This window comes from Mogibacterium diversum, from assembly GCF_002998925.1.
Classification (GTDB): domain Bacteria; phylum Bacillota; class Clostridia; order Peptostreptococcales; family Anaerovoracaceae; genus Mogibacterium; species Mogibacterium diversum.
Map to the genome: position 1 here is coordinate 325314 of NZ_CP027228.1, position 20857 is coordinate 346170.

19 protein-coding genes and 1 tRNA gene are annotated in these 20857 nt (G+C 40.1%); 16 read left to right on the forward strand and 4 right to left on the reverse strand.

Features of this window, described 5'->3' with window-relative positions; genetic code table 11:
- Positions 1–140 precede the first annotated feature (140 nt).
- Entirely contained in the window at positions 141–758 is a 618-nt protein-coding gene (locus tag C5Q96_RS01505; RefSeq protein ID WP_106056564.1) for a DUF3267 domain-containing protein, read from the forward strand.
- Positions 759–946: 188 nt separating this feature from the next.
- On the opposite strand, the gene dapB is transcribed toward C5Q96_RS01505, so the two are convergent.
- Positions 947–1741, reverse strand: coding sequence for a 4-hydroxy-tetrahydrodipicolinate reductase (gene dapB, locus C5Q96_RS01510; protein ID WP_106056566.1), 795 nt, complete (start codon positions 1739–1741; stop codon positions 947–949).
- Positions 1742–1799: 58 nt separating this feature from the next.
- Positions 1800–2291: a deoxycytidylate deaminase gene (locus C5Q96_RS01515; RefSeq protein ID WP_106056568.1), complete on the reverse strand. Its 492-nt coding sequence runs from the start codon at positions 2289–2291 to the stop codon at positions 1800–1802.
- A gap of 146 nt (positions 2292–2437) precedes the next feature.
- Here C5Q96_RS01515 and C5Q96_RS01520 point away from each other — a divergent pair, with 146 nt between their 5' ends.
- The 3 genes from C5Q96_RS01520 (at position 2438) to buk (ending at position 7357) form a co-directional block, all read left to right on the forward strand.
- Positions 2438–4300, forward strand: a complete 1863-nt coding sequence (locus tag C5Q96_RS01520) for a DUF2207 domain-containing protein (RefSeq protein ID WP_106056570.1) — start codon at positions 2438–2440, stop codon at positions 4298–4300.
- A 36-nt stretch (positions 4301–4336) separates the two neighbouring features.
- Complete coding sequence (typA, locus tag C5Q96_RS01525) at positions 4337–6220, forward strand: translational GTPase TypA (RefSeq protein ID WP_106056572.1); 1884 nt, start codon at positions 4337–4339, stop codon at positions 6218–6220.
- 78 nt (positions 6221–6298) lie between these two features.
- Entirely contained in the window at positions 6299–7357 is a 1059-nt protein-coding gene (buk, locus tag C5Q96_RS01530) for a butyrate kinase (protein WP_106056574.1), read from the forward strand.
- Positions 7358–7464: 107 nt separating this feature from the next.
- On the opposite strand, the gene C5Q96_RS01535 is transcribed toward buk, so the two are convergent.
- The gene (locus C5Q96_RS01535; protein ID WP_106056576.1) at positions 7465–8748 is read right to left on the reverse strand and encodes an L-cysteine desulfidase family protein; all 1284 of its coding nucleotides are present in this window, start codon (positions 8746–8748) and stop codon (positions 7465–7467) included.
- 125 nt (positions 8749–8873) lie between these two features.
- On the opposite strand from C5Q96_RS01535, the gene C5Q96_RS01540 reads away from it, so the two are divergent.
- The 4 genes from C5Q96_RS01540 (at position 8874) to C5Q96_RS01555 (ending at position 12100) form a co-directional block, all read left to right on the forward strand.
- Positions 8874–8961 (forward strand) — tRNA-Ser (locus C5Q96_RS01540).
- Positions 8962–10106: 1145 nt separating this feature from the next.
- On the forward strand, positions 10107–10466 hold the full coding sequence (locus C5Q96_RS01545; RefSeq protein ID WP_106056578.1) for a VOC family protein: 360 nt from the start codon (positions 10107–10109) through the stop codon (positions 10464–10466).
- Between the two features lie 78 nt (positions 10467–10544).
- On the forward strand, positions 10545–11057 hold the full coding sequence (locus tag C5Q96_RS01550) for a GNAT family N-acetyltransferase (protein WP_106056579.1): 513 nt from the start codon (positions 10545–10547) through the stop codon (positions 11055–11057).
- A gap of 242 nt (positions 11058–11299) precedes the next feature.
- A complete protein-coding gene (locus C5Q96_RS01555; protein WP_106056580.1) occupies positions 11300–12100 on the forward strand; it encodes a MerR family transcriptional regulator in 801 nt (266 codons plus the stop codon).
- 462 nt (positions 12101–12562) lie between these two features.
- Here the strand turns inward: C5Q96_RS01555 and C5Q96_RS01560 are convergent, their stop codons facing one another.
- Positions 12563–13279: a TraX family protein gene (locus C5Q96_RS01560; RefSeq protein WP_106056581.1), complete on the reverse strand. Its 717-nt coding sequence runs from the start codon at positions 13277–13279 to the stop codon at positions 12563–12565.
- Between the two features lie 347 nt (positions 13280–13626).
- Here C5Q96_RS01560 and C5Q96_RS01565 point away from each other — a divergent pair, with 347 nt between their 5' ends.
- The 8 genes from C5Q96_RS01565 to rsmH all read left to right on the forward strand — a co-directional run bounded on the left by C5Q96_RS01565 (position 13627) and on the right by rsmH (position 20836).
- Entirely contained in the window at positions 13627–14778 is a 1152-nt protein-coding gene (locus tag C5Q96_RS01565) for a double-cubane-cluster-containing anaerobic reductase (protein ID WP_106056582.1), read from the forward strand.
- A 74-nt stretch (positions 14779–14852) separates the two neighbouring features.
- On the forward strand, positions 14853–15779 hold the full coding sequence (locus C5Q96_RS01570) for a D-alanyl-D-alanine carboxypeptidase family protein (RefSeq protein WP_106056584.1): 927 nt from the start codon (positions 14853–14855) through the stop codon (positions 15777–15779).
- A gap of 4 nt (positions 15780–15783) precedes the next feature.
- On the forward strand, positions 15784–16092 hold the full coding sequence (locus tag C5Q96_RS01575) for a GIY-YIG nuclease family protein (RefSeq protein ID WP_106057978.1): 309 nt from the start codon (positions 15784–15786) through the stop codon (positions 16090–16092).
- Between the two features lie 176 nt (positions 16093–16268).
- Positions 16269–17708, forward strand: coding sequence for an alanine/glycine:cation symporter family protein (locus C5Q96_RS01580; protein ID WP_106056586.1), 1440 nt, complete (start codon positions 16269–16271; stop codon positions 17706–17708).
- A gap of 147 nt (positions 17709–17855) precedes the next feature.
- A complete protein-coding gene (locus C5Q96_RS01585; protein ID WP_106056588.1) occupies positions 17856–18479 on the forward strand; it encodes an SDR family oxidoreductase in 624 nt (207 codons plus the stop codon).
- A gap of 19 nt (positions 18480–18498) precedes the next feature.
- Entirely contained in the window at positions 18499–19257 is a 759-nt protein-coding gene (locus tag C5Q96_RS01590) for an acyl-[acyl-carrier-protein] thioesterase (RefSeq protein WP_106056590.1), read from the forward strand.
- 209 nt (positions 19258–19466) lie between these two features.
- Positions 19467–19898, forward strand: coding sequence for a division/cell wall cluster transcriptional repressor MraZ (gene mraZ, locus C5Q96_RS01595; protein ID WP_106056592.1), 432 nt, complete (start codon positions 19467–19469; stop codon positions 19896–19898).
- Between the two features lie 8 nt (positions 19899–19906).
- Positions 19907–20836: a 16S rRNA (cytosine(1402)-N(4))-methyltransferase RsmH gene (gene rsmH / locus C5Q96_RS01600; protein ID WP_106056594.1), complete on the forward strand. Its 930-nt coding sequence runs from the start codon at positions 19907–19909 to the stop codon at positions 20834–20836.
- Positions 20837–20857 lie beyond the last annotated feature (21 nt).

Sequence of the window (20857 nt, forward strand, 5' to 3'; positions counted from 1 at the left end):
AATAGATTAGTTATAAATTATATTTAGCGTTGCTACTAGTAAAGTACCACCGCTTACTGGAGAAAATATGAATAAGTTTGTACTGTTTTTTTTAGGTATTATTACCTCATTGATTATATCGTATATATTAGGACATCTTTATGTATAAGTTTTTAAATAAGCATAAATTAATTAAGGATTTGCATAATCTAGAAGAAGCTAATCTACCTGATAATGCAGTTATGTTCAAGGAGAGCAAGGATGTAGAGGCGCTTATTCCTAAGTGTTTACTTTTAGCAATAGTCGTAACGATTATTTTTGTTACCATTAGTAAGGTTATTTCTGATATTCAGGGTGTACCATACATAGGTGCAGATTACTTTACTTTGGATATAGTAGCTCTTTGGATTATACAGGCGATATTACATGAATATATCCATGCTGTGTGTTATGGAAAAAATGCGGATGTGAAGATTTACATATCCTTAAGCAATGGGGTTCTAGCATGTCACTCTACAAAGCCACTCGAGAAAAAAAGATTTATACTAATGTCCATTGCGCCAACATTAATTTTTGCCGTTATTCCATATATTTTCTGGGCTGTTTTTTTTGTAAACATGGGAGATATAGGAACCAAAGTTTTATCATACTGTGCATTTCCATTTATTTTTGGGGTAGGGGACTATATCAATATAGTTAATACAATACGACAAGTACCTAAGGGAGGATTTGTTGTTAATTCTGGATTCCATTCTTATTGGTTTCATCATAAAGAATAATAAAAAAACTACAAATCAAGCTTTAAATCTTAATATAAATAATTATACAGTTAGTATTATGAGGCAGGGTAATAAACAAAAATCATTATAAATGAAAAACTTCTGCGACACTTTAAATGCGGTCTATAAACAACAAATAAAGGAGCAGAAGTCAATATATTCACTATGTGTTGATTGACATAAATAGTCTAAAGCCCAAAGCAATCCTGAACCGTATATGATCCAACAGGCTGCTTGCTGAGGTAAACTGCACAGTCAACTACACCGGCAGCAAAGCACTTAAAGCTCTGAGAGTGGTGAGTTATCTCGAGCCTTTCGCCGAGACCTACAAAATAAGTTGTATGGCTGCTTGAGATATCTCCGCCTCGGATGGAATGAAAAGCAATCTCGCCGTGCTCACGAGGACACCTTCCTTGTCTGCCATATCTATCCACATCATGGAGTGATTCGCCTCTAGTTTTAGCTACGAGCTCACCGATTTCCTTAGCAGTACCACTAGGAGAGTCAAGTTTAGTGCTGTCGTGCATGTCGAGTATCTCAACATCCACATCACCAGCCAATTTCGTGGCATCTTCAATTAGTTTATACATAACATTTACAAGTCTAGATGTATTAGCCGCAAGCATTACAGGGATTGTTTTACCTGCTTCTTCAAATGCTTCCCTCTGTTCTTGGCTGAAACCCGTAGTTCCACAGATTAGTGCTTTCTTGTGCTTTTTCGCAGCTTCGAGTGTAATCATAGCCTGCTCAACAGTGGCGAAATCGATGATCACATCGCAGTCATCAATTAGCTCTTCGATGTCTGAAACAACAGGAGCACCTAACACTCTGCCAATCATAGCAACTTCTCCGATGTCCTTGCCGATGTAATCTCTATCAGCAGGAGCGACACCACCGACAACAGTGATGTCTTCACGGTCTGCAGCAATCGCTGTAATCAGGCGACCCATTTTGCCGCGAGGACCAACAACTAGAAGTTTCATAAAACTACCTCCAATTAACAAAATAATTACTTAATAATAATCGTAAAAAATCTGAGTGCTATCTATCAAGCTCGTTTTCGAAGCTTAGTACGAGATTCTTTTCCCTAGGAGTGAGCCTGCGAAGCTTAACCCCAGCCATGCCGAGGAGCCTTTTAGATGCTAAGGTGGATTTCTCGTTAGCATACTTGTCGTTTAGATATACGACCTCCTTTATGCCGGACTGAATAATGGCCTTAGCGCATTCATTACATGGGAAAAGTCCAACGTAAATCGTTGCACCTCTAAGTGACTTGCCTCCTGAATTAAGAATTGCGTTTAATTCAGCATGAACAACGTAAGGGTACTTGGTATCCTCACCAGTTCTGTCCCACGGTAGATCATCATCCGAGCAACCGACAGGGAATCCGTTGTAACCAGTGGATAGAATCACATTGTTAATATCGACAATGCAAGCTCCAACCTGTGTGTTAGGGTCCTTACTTCGCTTAGCTGCAAGCAGGGAAACTCCCATGAAATATTCATCCCATGATATATAATCTTGTCTTTTCATATTATGCCCTCGTTAATATAGTATCTATCCTGTATTTTATACTAAGGTTCAAAGTGTATCAACTATTCTATGCTCCTTTGAATTATTGTGCTTAACCGTTTTATGCGGTATAATATTTAGAAGTATTGCCTAGAAGGAGACGTATAATGACGAGCAACGGTAAAGTGTTGTCAAATATATATAAATACTTACTTAAAATATTACTAATTTTTGCAATCATGAGTGTGAGTCATGGTCTAGTTTTGGCTGACTCTTTCGGTGCAACTAAGGATAATAGCTACGAGATTAACAACTATGATTTTAAGGCTGTTGTAAAAAAGAATCACACCTATGAAGTTTCTAAGCAGATAACCGTTAATCTTCCGAATAATCTTTCGGAAATATCTTTCGACGTACCCGCAGGTAACTACATCATTAGTGATGTAGATGTTAAGGGTACTGATTTTTCTTTGTCAAAAAATGGCTCGAAGTATAACATCGTAATTAATGACAAGAAACAGTTAAGAAAGGGAAGTCATACCTTTAAGATTACCTATATCGTGAAGGAGTTTGCCGAAAAGAATAAAAATTATGACTTGTTTTATTTGACTGCGCTATCTCCTGATTGGGAGGTACCAATCCAGAACTACAAGTTCACGTTAGTGCTGCCCAAGGATTTCCCTTGGGATGATCTTCAGTACTATGCGGGTCAGTTTGGTTCGCAGGATGTATCAAACAAGATGTCTTACTCCATAGATGGAAATACTATTACTATGAGTGGTTCGCTTATTCCATCAGATTTCGGCATCACTTTTAAGGCCGAACTTCCAGACGGATATTGGAAAGATCCTCTAAACAATGAGTGGACTATTGGACTAGGAGGGGTATTATTTATCGCTGCAGCAACACTATCTTTGATCCTGTGGTTAGCAGGTGGAAGAGATCCTAAATTTAAGAAAAAGGTTATTACCAATCCAATTGATGGAATATCGACAGCTGACGTAGCATATGTATTTAACGGTAAGCTATCAATACGGGATATCGTCCCGCTTATAGTCAGGCTGGGGATATCAGGATGCCTCAAGATAGTTGAGTACGCTCCTAAGAAGTATAAACTAGTGAAGCTTAATACACCATCTATTGACGAAGATAGATATATTCGTGCAATTTATGGAGAGCTTTTTGAAGATGTTTATGAGGGAAGAGCTGTCGAGATGGAGGACATAGGAGTTAAGCTCAAAAGGATACTTATCGATGTTGAAAGTAGTGTTGCTAGTGGTTATAACTCTCGCGAGATGAGGGCGAGCACTACGATATCTAAACTGTTTAGGTATGTAAGTATTGTAGCTATATCTCTTGCAATTGCTACTATTCCTGTTCTTGTGTCGATGTATACGTATGAAGAAGAGATTAAATATGGACTTCCAGCTGGGTTATTCGTGCTCTCCGTGCTTATTTTGAACATTATCACAATGAGATTTGATCTCAGGTACGATATGGATTGGAAGCACTTCAAGTTTTCAATTTCTATGTATTCTGCGCTTTATGTATCTGAACTTGTGTACGTGGGATATCTCGTGTATAAGTGCAATAAATCACTAATGATTCCTCTTCTGATACTAGTTGCCGGTGCATTTGCAGCGATGATGTCGTGCCTAATGGCCGCGAGGGCTAGAGAAAATGCTCGTCTTTCAAACAGGATGATGGGTATGCGCAACTTCATAGAAGAGGCACAGCCTAGGGATATTGCAATAATGCAGCAGTCAAATCCTGAATATTTCTACGAGATGTTACCTTACGCTATGCAGTTCTCGCAGTATGAGATATGGGCACAGAAGTTCAGAGGGTTCAAGGTTACAGCGCCAGATTGGTTTGAAATTGTCGCCGAAGGACGCACATCTATGGCTAGCGTTTCAAATGGTGATGTCGAGACTTTGACTAGAGAGCTTTATCAATTTGAAAGAACGATAGAAAGCGTTTACAACGTAATTAACCGCAGAAGAAGATTTTTCCTCAGCTCGGGAAGATAAATATTATATAGATATAGCCAGTTAGAAGGGATAACGATGGGAGAAAAGAATAAGATAATTAATATCGCAGTAATTGCACACGTTGATGCAGGTAAATCAACACTTGTTGATGCACTTCTTGCTCAATCTCATGTGTTCAGAGACAATGAAGAGGTTGTAGAGTGTGTAATGGATAGTGATGCAATCGAGAGAGAGCGTGGAATTACTATATATTCCAAAAACTGCTCTATCATGTACAAGGATTACAAGATTAATATTGTCGATACACCAGGACACGCAGATTTCAGCTCCGAGGTTGAGCGCATCATGAAGACTGTTGATACAGTAATTCTACTAGTAGACTCTAGTGAAGGTCCTATGCCTCAGACCAGATTTGTGCTCAATAAATCGCTTGAGCAGGGATTAAATCCGATATTGTTTATCAACAAGATAGATAAGAAGGATGCCAGAATAGATGAGGTTGTAGATGAAGTTTATGAACTGTTTATGGATCTTGAGGCTAATGATGAACAGCTAGATTTTCCAATCATGTATGGAATTGCAAGACAGGGAATAGCAGTTAGTGATCCTAGTGAAGTTGCTGATATCATGGTGGATGACGGTACAACTAAGATTAAGAAAAGCCCAAAGGGCTTTGGGGAGTTCAATATAGAACCTCTGCTTGATAAGATTGTTGAACACTGTGACCCATATCCTGATCTAAGAGACGAGCCGCTTCAGCTGCAGATTTCTTCACTTGCATACGATGACTATATTGGAAGACTTGGAATAGGCAGAATTACAAGAGGTACACTCAAGGCGGCACAGCAAGTAGTAGTCATGAAGGATGAAGAAGAGTCTTACAATGCCAAGATAAATCAGGTATTTGTATATAGAGGTCTTCAGAGAATGTCAGTTGACGAGGCTGAGTGCGGGGATATCGTCGTTGTATCGGGTATTTCCGACATCTCGATAGGGGAGACAATCTGTGATCCAGCTCATCCTGAATCTCTTGGAAATATCAGCATTGAAGAGCCAACCTTGTCGATGAACTTCATGGTTAACTCTTCGCCATTCGCTGGTAAAGTCGGCAAATACGTGACAAGTAGACACATCAAAGAGCGACTGGAAAAAGAGCTTGAGGTTAACGTTGGACTGGTAGTAGAGCCTACAGACTCTACTGATTCATTTAAGGTTTCGGGTAGAGGAGAGCTTCATCTATCGATTCTTATAGAGAATATGCGCCGTGAAGGATATGAACTCGCTGTATCTAAGCCTGAGGTTGTAACGAAGCGCGGTGACAATGGGGAGCTGCTTGAACCAGTTGAAGAGGTTGTCGTGAGTGTTCCAGATGAATATTCTGGATCGGTTATCTCTAAGCTCAATATGCGTAAGGGCATGATGAAGCAGATGATGAGCGAAGGCAACGGATATTCGAAGATTGAGTACTCCGTTCCAACTCGTGGACTCATGGGATATAGAAGTGAGTTTATCAACGATACTCATGGTGAAGGTACCATGGTTAGACGCTTTGAGGGATTTGAATCTTGGAAGGGTGAAATTCCAGAGCGCACTAACGGTGTTGCTGTAGCACAGGAAGAAGGCAACTGTACGCCATATGCAATATTTAATATTCAGGAGCGTGTGCAGATGTTCGTTGAACCTGGAACTCACGTTTATGAAGGTATGATAGTCGGTATGAACTCTAGAGGCGATGATATGGTAGTAAATCCATGCAAAGCAAAGAGAGTATCTAATATGCGTGCGGCGGGTAGCGATGACACGATTAAGCTTACACCACCGCGAACATTTACCCTGGAGGAGGCACTCGAATTCATCAATGGAGATGAACTCGTAGAGGTAACACCAGAGGATATCAGACTTCGCAAGAAGCTTCTCAAAGAGATTGAGAGGCGCAAAGCTGGTAATAGAAATAAATAGTCATGTTATCACGTTCGAATGTATTTATACTAAGGACATGATTAAAATATTGAGGTAACGAAAGGAGAAATTGGTAACATGAAGATTCTTGTAATCAACCCTGGAGCAACATCCACAAAGATTGCTGTATACGAGAATGATCAGGAGCTTATGCGCGTAGGCATTGACCACGATGCAGCTGAGATGGACAAGTATGCAAACATCGTAGATCAGATGCCATTCCGTCGCGACGTAATAATGAAAACACTCGATGCTGAAGGCTACAAACTGGAAGATTTTGACGCAATTTGCGGTCGTGGTGGACTATTCAAGCATATCCCATCTGGGACTTATCTCGTTAACGATGCAGTTATCAGAGATATTAAGAACCCACCTTACGGTGAGCATGCGGCTAACCTCGGAGCATATCTAGCAAAAGAACTAGGTGATAAAGTTGGCATTCCTGCTTTCTTCGTTGACCCTGTTTGCGTAGACGAGCTTGATGATGTTGCTAGATATTCTGGACTAAAGGGTATGGAGAGACAGAGCTTCTTCCATGCGCTTAACCAGAAGTCAGTTGCTAGAAAGGCAGCAAAGGAAATAGGAAAGGCTTATGAGGACCTCAACCTAGTTGTAGTTCACCTCGGAGGTGGAGTATCTGTTGCAGCTCACAAGAAGGGCAGAGTTGTAGATGTATACAACGTAAAGGACGATGGTTCTATGGGTATGGATAGAGGTGGTGCTCTTCCTGCAAATGCTCTCGTTAACCTATGCTTCTCTGGAAAGACTAAGGCTGAAGTAAAGAAAATCATCGGTCATGAGGCTGGTGTATTCTCATACACAGGAACTAAGGATTTCCGTACAGTAGAGAACAAGGCGTTTGACGAAGGAGATAAGGAGTGCTTAGGTGCATTCAGAGCTATTGCTTACCAGCTATCTAAGGATATCGGCGCTATGTCTGCCGTTCTTCACTTCGATGTAGATGCAATTGTGTACACAGGTGGAATGGCTTATAGTGATAGATTCTGTGAGGAAATCACTTCCTACGTAGGTAAGGTTGCTCCAGTTCTAAGATTCCCAGGAGAGGAAGAGATGAAGTCTCTCGCTGATGGTGCACTCAGAGCTCTTGAGACAAAGGAGTACAAGATTTACGAATAGTAAACTTTTGAATCGATTTTGAAGTTAGATAAAAAAAGCGGACGGCAGCGCCGTCCGCTTTGTCATTATTCTTATGATTCCAATAATGATTAGAATATTAATTATGCTTATGATTGTATTTTTGATTTCATTATATCTAAGATAGTCTCCTCTGTTTTGACCATGCCAGGTGAGGCGATTAAGCCCATATTACGCATAGTTTCTTCAGGAGTTGAACCGTTGATGCCGTGTAGGTTTTCTATGCATATACCAGCCATTGCAAAGTCTTTTGAACGAAAAGCCGTATCTACAGCTGAGATCCCCTTCATTACACATCCATGGTTTCCTCCGTCACAAATCATCCCAGTGATGCTACTCGCCATGTTGTTAAGGCATCTGAACATTGCTTCAGTATCGCCACCATCAAGGTATACAAGTGCAGAAGCCATACCGCTTCCAGCAGCTATAGCACATCCGCAAAATGCAGATAGTTTACCAGAATACTCTTTTATATACGTACAGACTAGATAGCTAAGAGCAGTTGCTCGGATAAGCTTCTCATCTTCGATATTATGGATTTTACAGTAGCCATATAGAGGAAGTGTAGCTATGATTCCATGTGCACCAGAGCCAGTAATACTCATCGCTGGAGCATCAAGTCCAAGTACTCTCGCTTCAATCGCAGCATTGCATAATAGACTTGCTGTATCGACAGCGTTATCGCTAATAGTTTTATTTCCGTTATTTTTATATAGCGATTTTGCAAAAGTCGTGCGGTCACTAGCCATGGCAACATCGTAAAGGTGGAGATTAACCGTGTAAGCATCCTTAATAAACGCTATATCATCAAATGAAACTTCGTTAACTAGATTGACAAAATCTTGAAGAGTGTACTTGTGAATTATCGGTGGTTCAGCAGGTTCAGACCGGTCATAAGCGGGTGAATCACTGCCCTCTACAATTTCGCCGTTGTGTTTTATGCATGTAATATTGGTGTGGCTATCCCAAATGATTACCTCAGCGTATTCATCGCCGCAGCGGGCGACTACTTCTATGTGTATGCGGCTGCTAATCTCTGATAGCAAAACCGTAATCCGGCCATCGGCAATCATCTTCTCAGCGGCTTTATTATCATCAGGAGTGACTGACGAAAGACACTCGAGCCCCATAGAAGGGTCGGCGGCGATTGCACCGAGTGCTGCTGCATATAGGTTGCCTAGGTGAGGGCTGCTCGGAATACCACAGGTAAAAGCATTTTTGTATATACCGCTATTAAGTCTAAGCTCGATGCTCTCTACCTCGCCACTAAGGTACGAACAAGCCGTGGAAACAGCAAAAGCTATAGCACCTGGTTCAGTAACACCTAGTGCAGGCTTCATATCAGATTTTAATAGTTCTATAAGCTCGTGCATTTGATACTCCTTTCTGTGTATTTACATAATACCATACACGTGAATATAATAACGGCTTGCGTTTAGATTCCGTTTGTGTTAACCTATTTAGGCACGATTTGAATATTAGTGCGTTAGCCGCGTGTGGAGGATTGACCGAGTGGCTAAGGAGCCTGATTGGAAATCAGGTAAGGCGTAACAGCCCCGTGGGTTCGAGTCCCATGTCCTCCGCCAAAAGGAGACGAGCTAGGCTCGTCTCTTTTTTTATGCAATAATGATGGGGCGAGAAGCCACGGGTTCCCGTGAGGTTCGATTATGACCTAGCCAGCCGACTGCCGAGCGAAGCGAAGGGAGAGGCAAGGCAGGTCAAATACAGAGGCGGTCAGTGAGACAGAGCGAAGCGAAAGTCGAACAGTATCCGCCATAGTAGTCCCATGTCCTCCGCCAAAAGGAGACGAGCTAGGCTCGTCTCTTTTTTTATGCAATAATGATGGGGCGAGAAGCCACGGGTTCCCGTGAGGTTCGATTATGACCTAGCCAGCCGACTGCCGAGCGAAGCGAAGGGAGAGGCAAGGCAGGTCAAATACAGAGGCGGTCAGTGAGACAGAGCGAAGCGAAAGTCGAACAGTATCCGCCATAGTAGTCCCATGTCCTCCGCCAAAAGGAGACGAGCTAGGCTCGTCTCTTTTTTTATGCAATAATGATGGGGCGAGAAGCCACGGGTTCCCGTGAGGTTCGATTATGACCTAGCCAGCCGACTGCCGAGCGAAGCGAAGGGAGAGGCAAGGCAGGTCAAATACAGAGGCGGTCAGTGAGACAGAGCGAAGCGAAAGTCGAACAGTATCCGCCATAGTAGTCCCATGTCCTCCGCCAAAAAGAGACGAGCTAGGCTCGTCTCTTTTTTATGCAATAATGATGGGACGAGAAGCCACGGGTTCCCGTGTCCGCCAAAATGACTAGAATCATTGACTTTTAAATGATTGTTTTAGTTTTATGTACGAGTTATACATGCTTATAGAGTAAGCAGGTTGCACACTATCATATAAAAACCAGGTGCCCACCTCACGTAGGGGAAGCACGCACCTAGTATATCCATCTTTCAAAGATGGTGCTTTAATTAAATAATAAATATAACAAAACGTCAATGGGATACCTTAGCTTATAATATTAGTACATTAATGTTGCTGAATTCTTTATAGACAATTATTGATGCCTATTATTGTATGATATAATACAGAAAAATTATATTTAAGTATGATAGAAATCGAATTAACTTAATCAAGTTCAAATGGTATCGAATGAATTCCTAGTTTAAAAGATGCTCTAGGGAATCACTAATACAATTGAATTTTTATTCTGTTCGATTTAAAGGAGAAAACATGTTTACTTTTAATCATTTTAACTTCAACGTTCTAGATTTAGAGCGTAGCCTTGAGTTTTACGATAAGGCGCTTGGCCTAAAGCCAGTTAGAGAAAACCATGGCGACAACTTTACTTTAGTTTATCTTGGTGACGGTAAAACCGATTTTCAGCTGGAACTCACGTATTTACACGACCGCAAGGAGCCATATGAACTAGGAGAACTCGAGTATCATCTTGCAATGACTACTGATGATATCGAAGCTTCTGTTAAACTTCATGAAGAGCTTGATTGCATTGTCTTTGTTAATGAGGGGATGGGGATATATTTTATCGAAGATCCAGACGGATATTGGATTGAGATTATACCGGCAAAATAATAGACATTTTTCTTAAATTTTTATATAGATTAAGCGAATTCGATATTAAATCTTAACAAAGAGACTAAATGGGGGGTTATGAAAGAATCAATTGTTATTAGAGAGCCGCAGCTTGAAGATGCAGAAAGCATAGTTAGCTTCTACAATTTTGTAGGAGGTGAAACAACTTTCTTGAGTTTTGAGAAAGATGAATATCCGCTTAATGTGGAAGAACAAAGGGAGGCTATTTCTTCAATAAATAATCATCCTGCTTGCATTATGCTCCTGGCAATGGATGTTGGGGAAATTGCAGGAATTGGAACCATTCACTCTGGGAATAAAATAAAATCTAGACATCAAGGTGAACTAGGGATTGTTGTTGCTAAGAAATATCATGGTCTGGGAATAGGTAAAGAGCTTATGAATAATCTGATTGAGTTTTGCCGTAATAATGGAGTTACAACGAGAATTCAGTTAGATACTAGATGTGACAATGAGGTTGCGGTTAGGCTTTATGAGAAACTCGGATTTGAGATAGAAGGAAGATTACCTAATACAACTTTAATTGATGGTACATATTACGATCTTTATGTCATGGGCTTGATGCTATAATAGGAAACTACAAGAAACAAATTGATAATAACTAGTTTGTTTTTATAACTATCGAGGACTTCTTTTGAAGTCCTTTTTTATACTCGTATAGATAATAATTTTCTCTAGCTATATAAGTGATGATTAAATATCTAATAAAATTATAATTAAAATACAATACTACCTTGCACATAATAAAAACAATTCACATCGAACTACCATCTATACTATATAATCATGCCAAAGGTTAATAGGGTGGAGATATGAAGTACACGATCGGAGAAGTAGCTAATTTCTTGCACTTATCCAGAGATATGATTCGCTACTATGAGAAGAGAGGCATGATTGTCTCGGAGCGCAATGAAAGCAACAATTACCGCACCTATGACAATATGGCGGTTTTTGAGTTACTTGATACAATTCAGCACAAAAATCTTAATCTGAGCATTAGAGAAATCGAGGCGATGCGGCATGGTGATTATGAACACAATATGTCGTGTTATCTGGATAGATATTATGATGAACTTAAGAGCGAAATAAGTTTTGGCACCACGCTTCTAAAGCGCATAGAAGAACTCAAATCTAGGTACGAAACGAGTAATCAGAACATCGGTAGCTATTGGATACAGAGTGTGCCTGGTCGCTATAGATACCACGTTGTAGATAGTATTAGCGGGGAATTTGGTGCCATAGAACTTGAAGCATCAATCAGTGATGTATTGTTCACAGATTACGTAAACCCTTTTGTGGATTATGGTTTTACTTCAATCGATGATACGGAGTCGTGGCATGCGTCTATATCAGAATCATACACAGAGGAACTATCCATAGATTTGCCTCATGGATACGAGTATGAGCCAGAGGGAACGTACCTGTGTTCACTTGAAAATATTGGATGCGTAAAAAAGTTTGATATGTCGGCAATCGATATGTTCCGCAAGACCGCCTACGCTCGATACGGTGAAAAGATTGCAATAAATCCGGTAATAGGCATGATTGCGAGTAAATTAAAAAAATCAGGAGAACTTCACGTGGTGATGGAACTTCAGATAAAGATTGGCTAAAGAAAAGTAGATAGTATTGATATGAATGAACCTTGGAATAAATCCAAGGTTTTTATATGCAAAATTATTCAAATGAGCTCTATATATTTTTATGATACATCAAATCTAAAAACGCTATAAATCATAAGCATTTTATAAAAAAAGAAAAAATCACTTGACACTAGAATAATTCCATACCATAGAATTAATTTGCATAAGATAGATAGCATGATGGCGATAGTCAGTTGTGTAGTGCAGCTACAATGTCGCCTTTAAGGCATATATCCATATCGATGGGTGTTGGCCACATACTAACACAGGTCGAAATATTCCTAACTCCATATTTCGCACATGCAAAAAGGTCTGATTCCTAGAATCAGGCCTTTAGCATTCTATTTCTTGTTATTAGCTTGTACAGTGAAAATTTCGTTTACATTCCTCGAGCTGTTTTGGACATGATTTTCTTTTCTATTTTCCTATGCGCTAGATTCCGAACTTCATCCTGATGATTCCTAAAATTAGCAGGTGTACAGGATAGAATAAATAGTTCAAAAGCTTATACTGCTTTCCGCGCTCTCCGTTATAAGTGAGAACGAATCCATATCCAAGTAGTGCCCATGGCTCCTTGATCATCGAAACAAAACAGAATGGAATTGCCAGTAACTCTCTCCCGTGGAATAAATAGAAAAAGTATGCAATCAGGATTCCGTGGTAGTCATAGTCGACACTAAAGTACAAGGAGAGAGCGATGCCTGCTAGGATGACGAAAATAGATGCGAGGTACCAAAAAAACATATGTAAAGACTTCATCTTTTCCTTAAGTATATCTATAATCCAGATTGTTATAAGCATGAGTGCAAGCGTAAACATCACGTTGCTCCAATTCTTTTCGTAGAATTCTGCGCTTGTAAACATGTCGAAGGGCACCTCAGAAATAGCTCCGAATAATAGGAGTGTTCCGAGGTATCGCCATTTATTTCGTGTTTTGAAATAACCCTCTACAAGTAGAAAGGCAAATATAGGGAAGGCAATTCTGCCGAGTATATCAAATACATCGCTTAAGACATTCAGTTTTCCACCCGTAAGATTCGGGTATATAAGGGCTTTGTTTGTATGATCTATCAGCATCGAGATAAATGCTATATACTTGAGCTGTGCACCAGACAAGACTTTCAGTTTGTGTAGTTTTGAACTGTCCATTACTAATTCTCCTAATCTCGTAAAGATTACATTTATTATCTGTAAATATAGCATTTAAAAACCGCTCTTCATAGTAGGTTGCGTGCAATTTAATAAATACTTAATAATGGGATATTCTGATACTAATTATTGAAAAATAAAAAATAATAACTGGCGATATAAAAAAGGCTTATAATCCTCAAAGTGCTGTAAAATACGCATTTATGCGATTGAATATATGCATTACCAGGTGTAAAATCCTATAAAGTGAACTGGTATAATTATTTTAAGAGTGTATTAGCATTTGTAAAAGGATTTATCGCATGCAGCACGAATTTTGATACTTAAAGAGTAGGTGGAGAGCAGATATGGAAATTATTAAGGAATTACCGGAGGTATTTGAGGAGTTCTCTGAACAGAGGAGGAACTCATTCTTAAGCGTTAAAGAAATCAAGGAGTCGGGCACACCGGTTATAGGTGCATACTGCACCTATTTTCCGCAGGAAGTTGCTATGGCTGCAGGGGCAGCACCTATAGGCTTATGTTCTATGTCGGATGAAGCTATTCCTGAGGCCGAAAAAGATTTGCCTGCTAACCTATGTCCGCTGATTAAGGCCAGCTACGGGTTTGCAAAATCTGACAAGTGTCCTTACTTCCACTTTTCCGACGTAGTTGTAGGTGAGACGACTTGCGATGGTAAGAAGAAAATGTATGAGCTCATGTCTGATTTTAAGGAACTTTACCTAATGAATCTTCCTAATAGTCAGGACGAAGAAGGTAGGAAACTGTGGCGTGCAGAAGTAGTTAAGTTTATCAAGTATTTGGAAGAAAAGTTTGGTGTTGAAATTACAGAAGATAAGCTTCGAGATGCTGCAAGGCTCAAGAATAGGGAGAGAGATGCACAGAGAAAGATCTCTGAAGTGATGATACATGATCCAGCACCTATTACAGGAGAAAATCTATTCAATGCTGTATATGGCAGCACCTTTAAATTCGATAAAGAAGAACTTATCGGATCACTTAATGCCCTGACTAATCGAATAGAAGATGAATACAATCACGGCAACATGCTAGATAAGCGTTCTAGAATTTTAATAACAGGATGTCCGATGGGTAGTGGAACCATGAAAGTCGTGAATGCCATAGAAAATAATGGTGGCGTTGTTGTATGTTACGAGAATTGTTCTGGGTACAAGAATTTTGATAGACTTGTGGATGCAGAGGCTGATGATATAATAGGAGCGATAGCAGATAGATACCTAAAGATTGGATGTTCAGTGATGACGCCAAATGAGAATAGGTATGAACTGCTAGGGAGACTAATCGATCAGTATAATGTAGACGGAGTTATTGATATGTCGCTTACTGCCTGTCTGACATATAATATTGAATCTAAATCGATAGGAAAATTCGTAACAGAGGAGAAGGGGATTCCGTACCTGAGCGTGGAAACGGATTATTCTAAGGCAGATGTAGGGCAGCTTAATACCAGAATTACTGCTTTTCTTGAGATGCTATAAAAGTATTTAGCTGTCTCGGAAGCTGGTTTGAATTAGCATCATGCTTTCTGTAAGAATTTTAGTAAGAAGGTATATTGGAAACTAGACGCGAGAATAAGAATAAAAGAAAAAGAATTTACATCTGGATAACTATTGCAATCATTGTGGTTGCAATAGTTTCTTTCATGTGTTTTTTTATCTCTGATAGAGGAACTGGAGAGCGCCGGAGCAGAAGCAAAGATATCTATAATAGCAAAAGTGTATATGTATACAACTTGACTGACGGTAAAGTAGAGATTGATGTTAACGGCAATAAGAAGCTGCCAATAGCATCTCTAACTAAGCTGATGACCTGCCGAAAAGCTCTCATAGTAATGCGAAGTAAGGGGCTTGTCCTTGATGATAGCGGGCAAGTGAGTGAAGAAGCGGTTAATATTGTCAAGCGGCAAAAAGAGTTTATGGTGGGTTATGACGTGGATGAGAGCACCGATTTAAGGGATCTCTTTTATGCGATGATTATGCGATCTGATGGAGCGTGTGCAAATTCGATTGCTAGCATGATGGGTGGCAATATAAACCATTTCGTAAGTGAGATGAATGACGAAGCAAGTGAAATAGGACTTTCCAATACGCATTACGAGACACCGGATGGTGTTTATAAGAGTGGGGAGTACTCGACTGCTTCGGATGTTGCGAAATTACTCAAGGAATCGCTACCGGATAAAGATTATTATAAAATTTTCACTACGCCGACTTATGTATCGACAAAGACTGAGCGTCATCCTGATGGTATAAAACTATCAAATGACGTTATTTCAGCATTTAATAAGCATAAGATTAAAAGTTTTAAGGTTCTCGGTGGTAAGTTTGGATATACAAGAGAAGCTGGTAAGAGCATAGCTGTATTAGCGGAAAAGAATGGCAAAAAGTACATAGTTATTACATTGGGCTGCTACAACAAAGGCGGCAATCATGGTCATATGGATGATGTTATAACAGCGATGAAAAAGATTAATGGATAATTTTATGATTAATAATTATAAATCTTCACATGTAGAAAAGTTTAAAAAGCTAAAAGCACCTGAAAAAGACGGTTTCTATACATATATATTGCTTTGCGATGATGGTAGTTTATACACGGGATGGACGGTAAATCTAGCTAAAAGAATTGATACTCACAATAGTGGAAGTGGTGCAAAATACACTAGTACACGTGTTCCGGTAGATTTAGTGTATTACGAGGAGTTTGATAACAGGAGCGAAGCGATGAGCAGAGAATGGCACATAAAAAAGATGACTAGGGAAGCTAAAGAACAGCTAATTACCAAGCTATAATCATAGAGTAATGCCATTTAAAATAATATACAAATAATAGACACATTATTTGTAGTGTGGTATAATTTTCACGTTGATGCATGATTATTAGGGGAATCGTGCATCAACTTTTTATACTAAAATACTTTTACTTTATACGTTACTACTATGCGGACTTATTATTAGGGAGAAAAAATATGGAAAATGCTATTAACAATATAGTGCTCATGATAAGTGATGTGCTATATAAGCCTTGGATTGTGCCACTGCTACTCCTTGCTGGTGGATTGTACTTTACAATCCGCACCAGATTTATGCAGATAAGCATGTTCAAGGACTCAATCAAAGTTGTGTCTGAGAAACCTAAGAGTGAAAACGGTATTTCGTCATTCGGTGCGTTAATGGTTTCTACTGCATCTAGAGTAGGTACCGGTAATATCATCGGTGTTGCCACAGCTATTATCCTCGGCGGAGCTGGTTCGATTTTCTGGATGTGGCTCACTGCTATTTTTGGTGGAGCTTCGGCTTTTGTTGAGTCTACACTTGCTCAGATTTACAAGAAGAAAAACAGCGACGGCTCTAGCTACGGCGGACCGGCATATTACATGCGAGATGCGATTAGGTTCAAAGGCCTCGGAAAGGCGCTCGGAGTATTCTTCTCTATAATCATAATATTTACATATGCAGTCGGCTATAATATGCTAGCAGCTTATAATCTGCAGTCAACATTTAGTGCCTTCAGTTTCTATAATCAGAATTCACCAAAAGTTATCGGGGTGATTCTTGCACTTGCGTTTGGAGCGATAGTAATAGGTGGAGCAAAGAGATTATCAGATGTAACAAAGATACTTGTACCGGTAATGGGAGTCATCTATGTTGGTGTTGCGCTTGTGGTTATCCTCATGAATATCAAGAACGTTCCTCACATGTTCCAGATTATTTTTGCAAATGCTTTTGATTTCAAAGCAATCTTCGGTGGGTTCACGGGATCTTGTATAATGTTTGGTGTGAAGAGGGGACTATACTCTAACGAAGCAGGTATGGGATCCGCGCCTAATGCCGCCGCTACAGCAGACGTATCGCACCCTGTAAAGCAGGGACTTGTTCAGATGCTGTCAGTATTTATCGATACGCTCCTTATCTGTTCAACAACAGCATTCCTATGCTTAATTACGGATGTAGATCCTCAGAAATACGTTGATGGAGACGCAGCAAAAGCTGCGGAATACGTACAAGCCGCTATTCATTCGACGCTTGGCAATTTCGGACCTATATTTATCGCTATATCGATGTTCTTCTTTGCTTTTACTACGCTAATTGGAAACTACTCATATTGCGAAGGCTGCCTGGCATTTGTACTGAAGAGGAATCTCAAGAGACAGGAAGCGCTTGTATTTAGATGCATTGCTATTGTCCTAATATATGTGGGTGCTGTGTCACAGGCTGACCTCGTGTGGAATATGGCTGATATGGCACAAGGATTTATGGTCATTACTAACATGCCGGTAATTTTATTCCTAGGTGGAACTGCTGTTAGATGCTTGAATGACTACAGGAAACAGAAGCATGCTGGCCTTGATCCGCATTTTATCGCATCAGATATCGGTATACATGACGAGACGGATTTCTGGAAATAGTAGTTTTGGTAATATCTGGAGATATCACATATTTGAATATATTAGAGGGCCGCTATGTGCAGAAGCATATAGCGGTCTCTTGATGTTGTGTGGGCTAAGTGATAACATTAAAAATATTCATGAGCAGTAGTGTTGGAGGTCTAAAACATGAGAAAGGGCAAACGTGTTCTTATAACAGACGGTGTAAATGCTGGTGGTGAGATGCTAGTGAGAAGCTTTGCTTCGTACGGTGCATCTACAGCTTTCTTTTACAGCAATTCATACGATAAGGCCATTGCTCTTAGCAAAGAGGTAAGTGCACTCAATATTAGGTGTAAGATATCTAAACTTGATTCGCTGTGGTCGGCACTTGAAGTGCTAAGAGGATATTTCGATGATGAGTTTGATGTGCTTGTGTTTAATATTGATATTTCTGACAATACGAGCTTCGACAATATGGATGGTGACAAATGGCGGAACAAGGTAATTGCAGAGATTGATGGACTCTTCTATACGATTAGGGCGCTCAGACCGTTTTTAAACAGGCGTTGTGGCAGTATAATAATAACCGCTGCGAAGGACGAGAACTCAGGGTTCTCATGCGATATACTCGAATCGTATATCAAGGGCTTAACCATATCACTGTCTAAATCGCTGAACGATGCAAATATTAATGTCAATGCTATTATATATGAGAAAGATGACAATGCTAGTACACATGTTGCAGATGCAACTAGGCAGCTGGCATCAACCAGTTCATCTTTTATGACAGGGCAAATAATTCGACTGTAGTATAGAAAAGGGGACTTATATGAGATTCAAGACACATTATAATATCAGATCGTATGAAGTCGACCTGCATGGCGCGCTTAAACCGATGCAGCTTATGCAGCTTCTTCAGGAATCTGGTGATAGACAGATGAGAGAAGAGGCGGTAGCATACGATGAGCTATATAACAAAGAGCATAAAGCTTTTGTGGTAAGCCGAATGAGTATTGAAGTGTTTACGCCAGTTGAAAAGTATTACGACGTTGACGTAGAAACGTGGATTATCCCTGGTAAAGGTGCGAATTTTCCGCGCGGCTATGAAATGTATAAGGGTGGTCAGTTGGTTGCAAAAGCCATCTGCAACTGGGCTCTCGTTGATACCGTTACGGGAAAGCTTATAGCTAGCAAAGATTATGATATGGGTACCTACTCTATGGATGAGGCTCCAGAACTCTCGATTCCAAGGAGGTTTAGAATCCCTAAAGAGCTAAAGTTTCAAGAAGTTGAGAGTTCTAAGGTGGCGATGTCGATGATAGACATTAATATGCATATGAATAATACTGTATATGCATCTAAGCTGTACGACAATATTGATGATGCAGAAAAGTATTTCATTACATCGATTAATCTTAGGTACGTTCACGAAGCGCCGCTGGGCAGCGAGTTTAAGGTTTATCGCAGCGATGCTGTGGATCCTGGCGAAATGGATTATAGGGCGGAAAAGCTAATATATTTTTATACAGAAGCAGATGGAATGTTAAATCTTGAGGCAGCTGTGGGACTTAAAAAAGTGACTATCTAAAATTGTATCTTTGCTCACTTGATGAATTATTAAATGAATTTATGATGGAAGACTGGACTTTGAACAGTCTTCTTTTTTTATGAAAAAAATCAGCGAAATTACTGAAAAATACATAAAAATACCAATAAAGTGTTGAATTGTGGAGAGAAGTGGTTTAAAATGGAGGAGCAAGTATAAAAAAATAGAATTTGTGTGCAAAGAGGGAAGATATGTTTACCGGGACTTATGAAAATTCAATAGACAGCAAGAACCGGTTAATCATTCCGGCAAAGTACAGAAACCAGCTCGGCGGGGAGTGCGTTCTATCAAGAGGGTATGACCGCTGTATCTACATCTACACGATGGAAGATTGGGGGCTGTTAGTAGAAAAATTAAAGGAACTTAGGCAGTCAGACCCAGCTATACGAGAGTTTATAAGGAAGCTATTTTCGCAGGCGAGTGAATGCAAACTGGATTCGCAGGGACGCGTGATAGTACCTGCGAACCTCAAGAGTTACGCAAGGATAGATAAAGATTTGGTAACCCTTGGTGCGATGGACAAGATAGAGGTTTGGAGCAAGGAAATCTTCAATGAAAATGAGGATGACAATCCTATGGATGACGAAGATTTCATAGCGAAATTAGCTGAGTATGGGCTTTAGGAGAGATGATGACGTTTGAACATGTGCCAGTTTTATTCAATGAAGTTATCGATTCGCTCAATATAAAGGCGAATGGGACTTATATGGACGGCACGGTCGGAGGAGCTGGTCATTCTTCAGGAATTTGCGAGAGACTCAGTGATGATGGACACCTGGTGGCGGTTGACAGAGACAGTATTGCGCTCGAAACTGCGATGGAGAGGCTGAGTAAGTTCAGTTGTAAGAAGACGTTCATTCATGCAAATTACAGTGATGTCGACAAGATAAGAACTGAAATTGGTAAAGTTGATGGAATACTTTTGGATTTAGGCGTTTCCTCTTATCAACTGGATACAGCAGAGCGAGGGTTTTCGTACATGCACGATGCCCCTATGGATATGCGTATGAATGAAGACGATATGTTCACAGCAGCGACTGTTGTAAATGAATATTCAGAAGCTGAGCTTTTTCGAATTATCAAGGAGTACGGCGAAGAGCGCTGGGCGTCACGTATAGCTAAGTTCATAGTTAAGGCGAGAGATGAAAAATATATAGAGACCACGGGACAACTGGTAGATATTATAAAGGCTGCTATTCCAGCCTCAGCAAGACGAACAGGACCTCATCCGGCAAAGAGAACATTTCAAGCGATAAGGATAGAGGTAAATGGAGAGCTAGAACATCTAAAGCTAGCGATGGAGAAGCTTCCTGAGTTGTTAGCACCTGGCGGAAGAATGTCTGTTATAACATTTCATTCGCTAGAGGACAGAATAGTAAAGGATGCATTTAATAAGAGAGTGAATCCATGTACCTGTCCGCCAGAGCTACCTGTGTGTGTATGCGGTAAAGTGGCAGATGTAAGAAAGGTTACGAGAAAGCCATTAGTAGCAAGCGAACAAGAGCTGGAGTCGAATCCGAGAGCAAGAAGCGCTAAGCTAAGAGTTATTGAAAAAATTTAAGGGTATTCAGTAAGGGAGAAG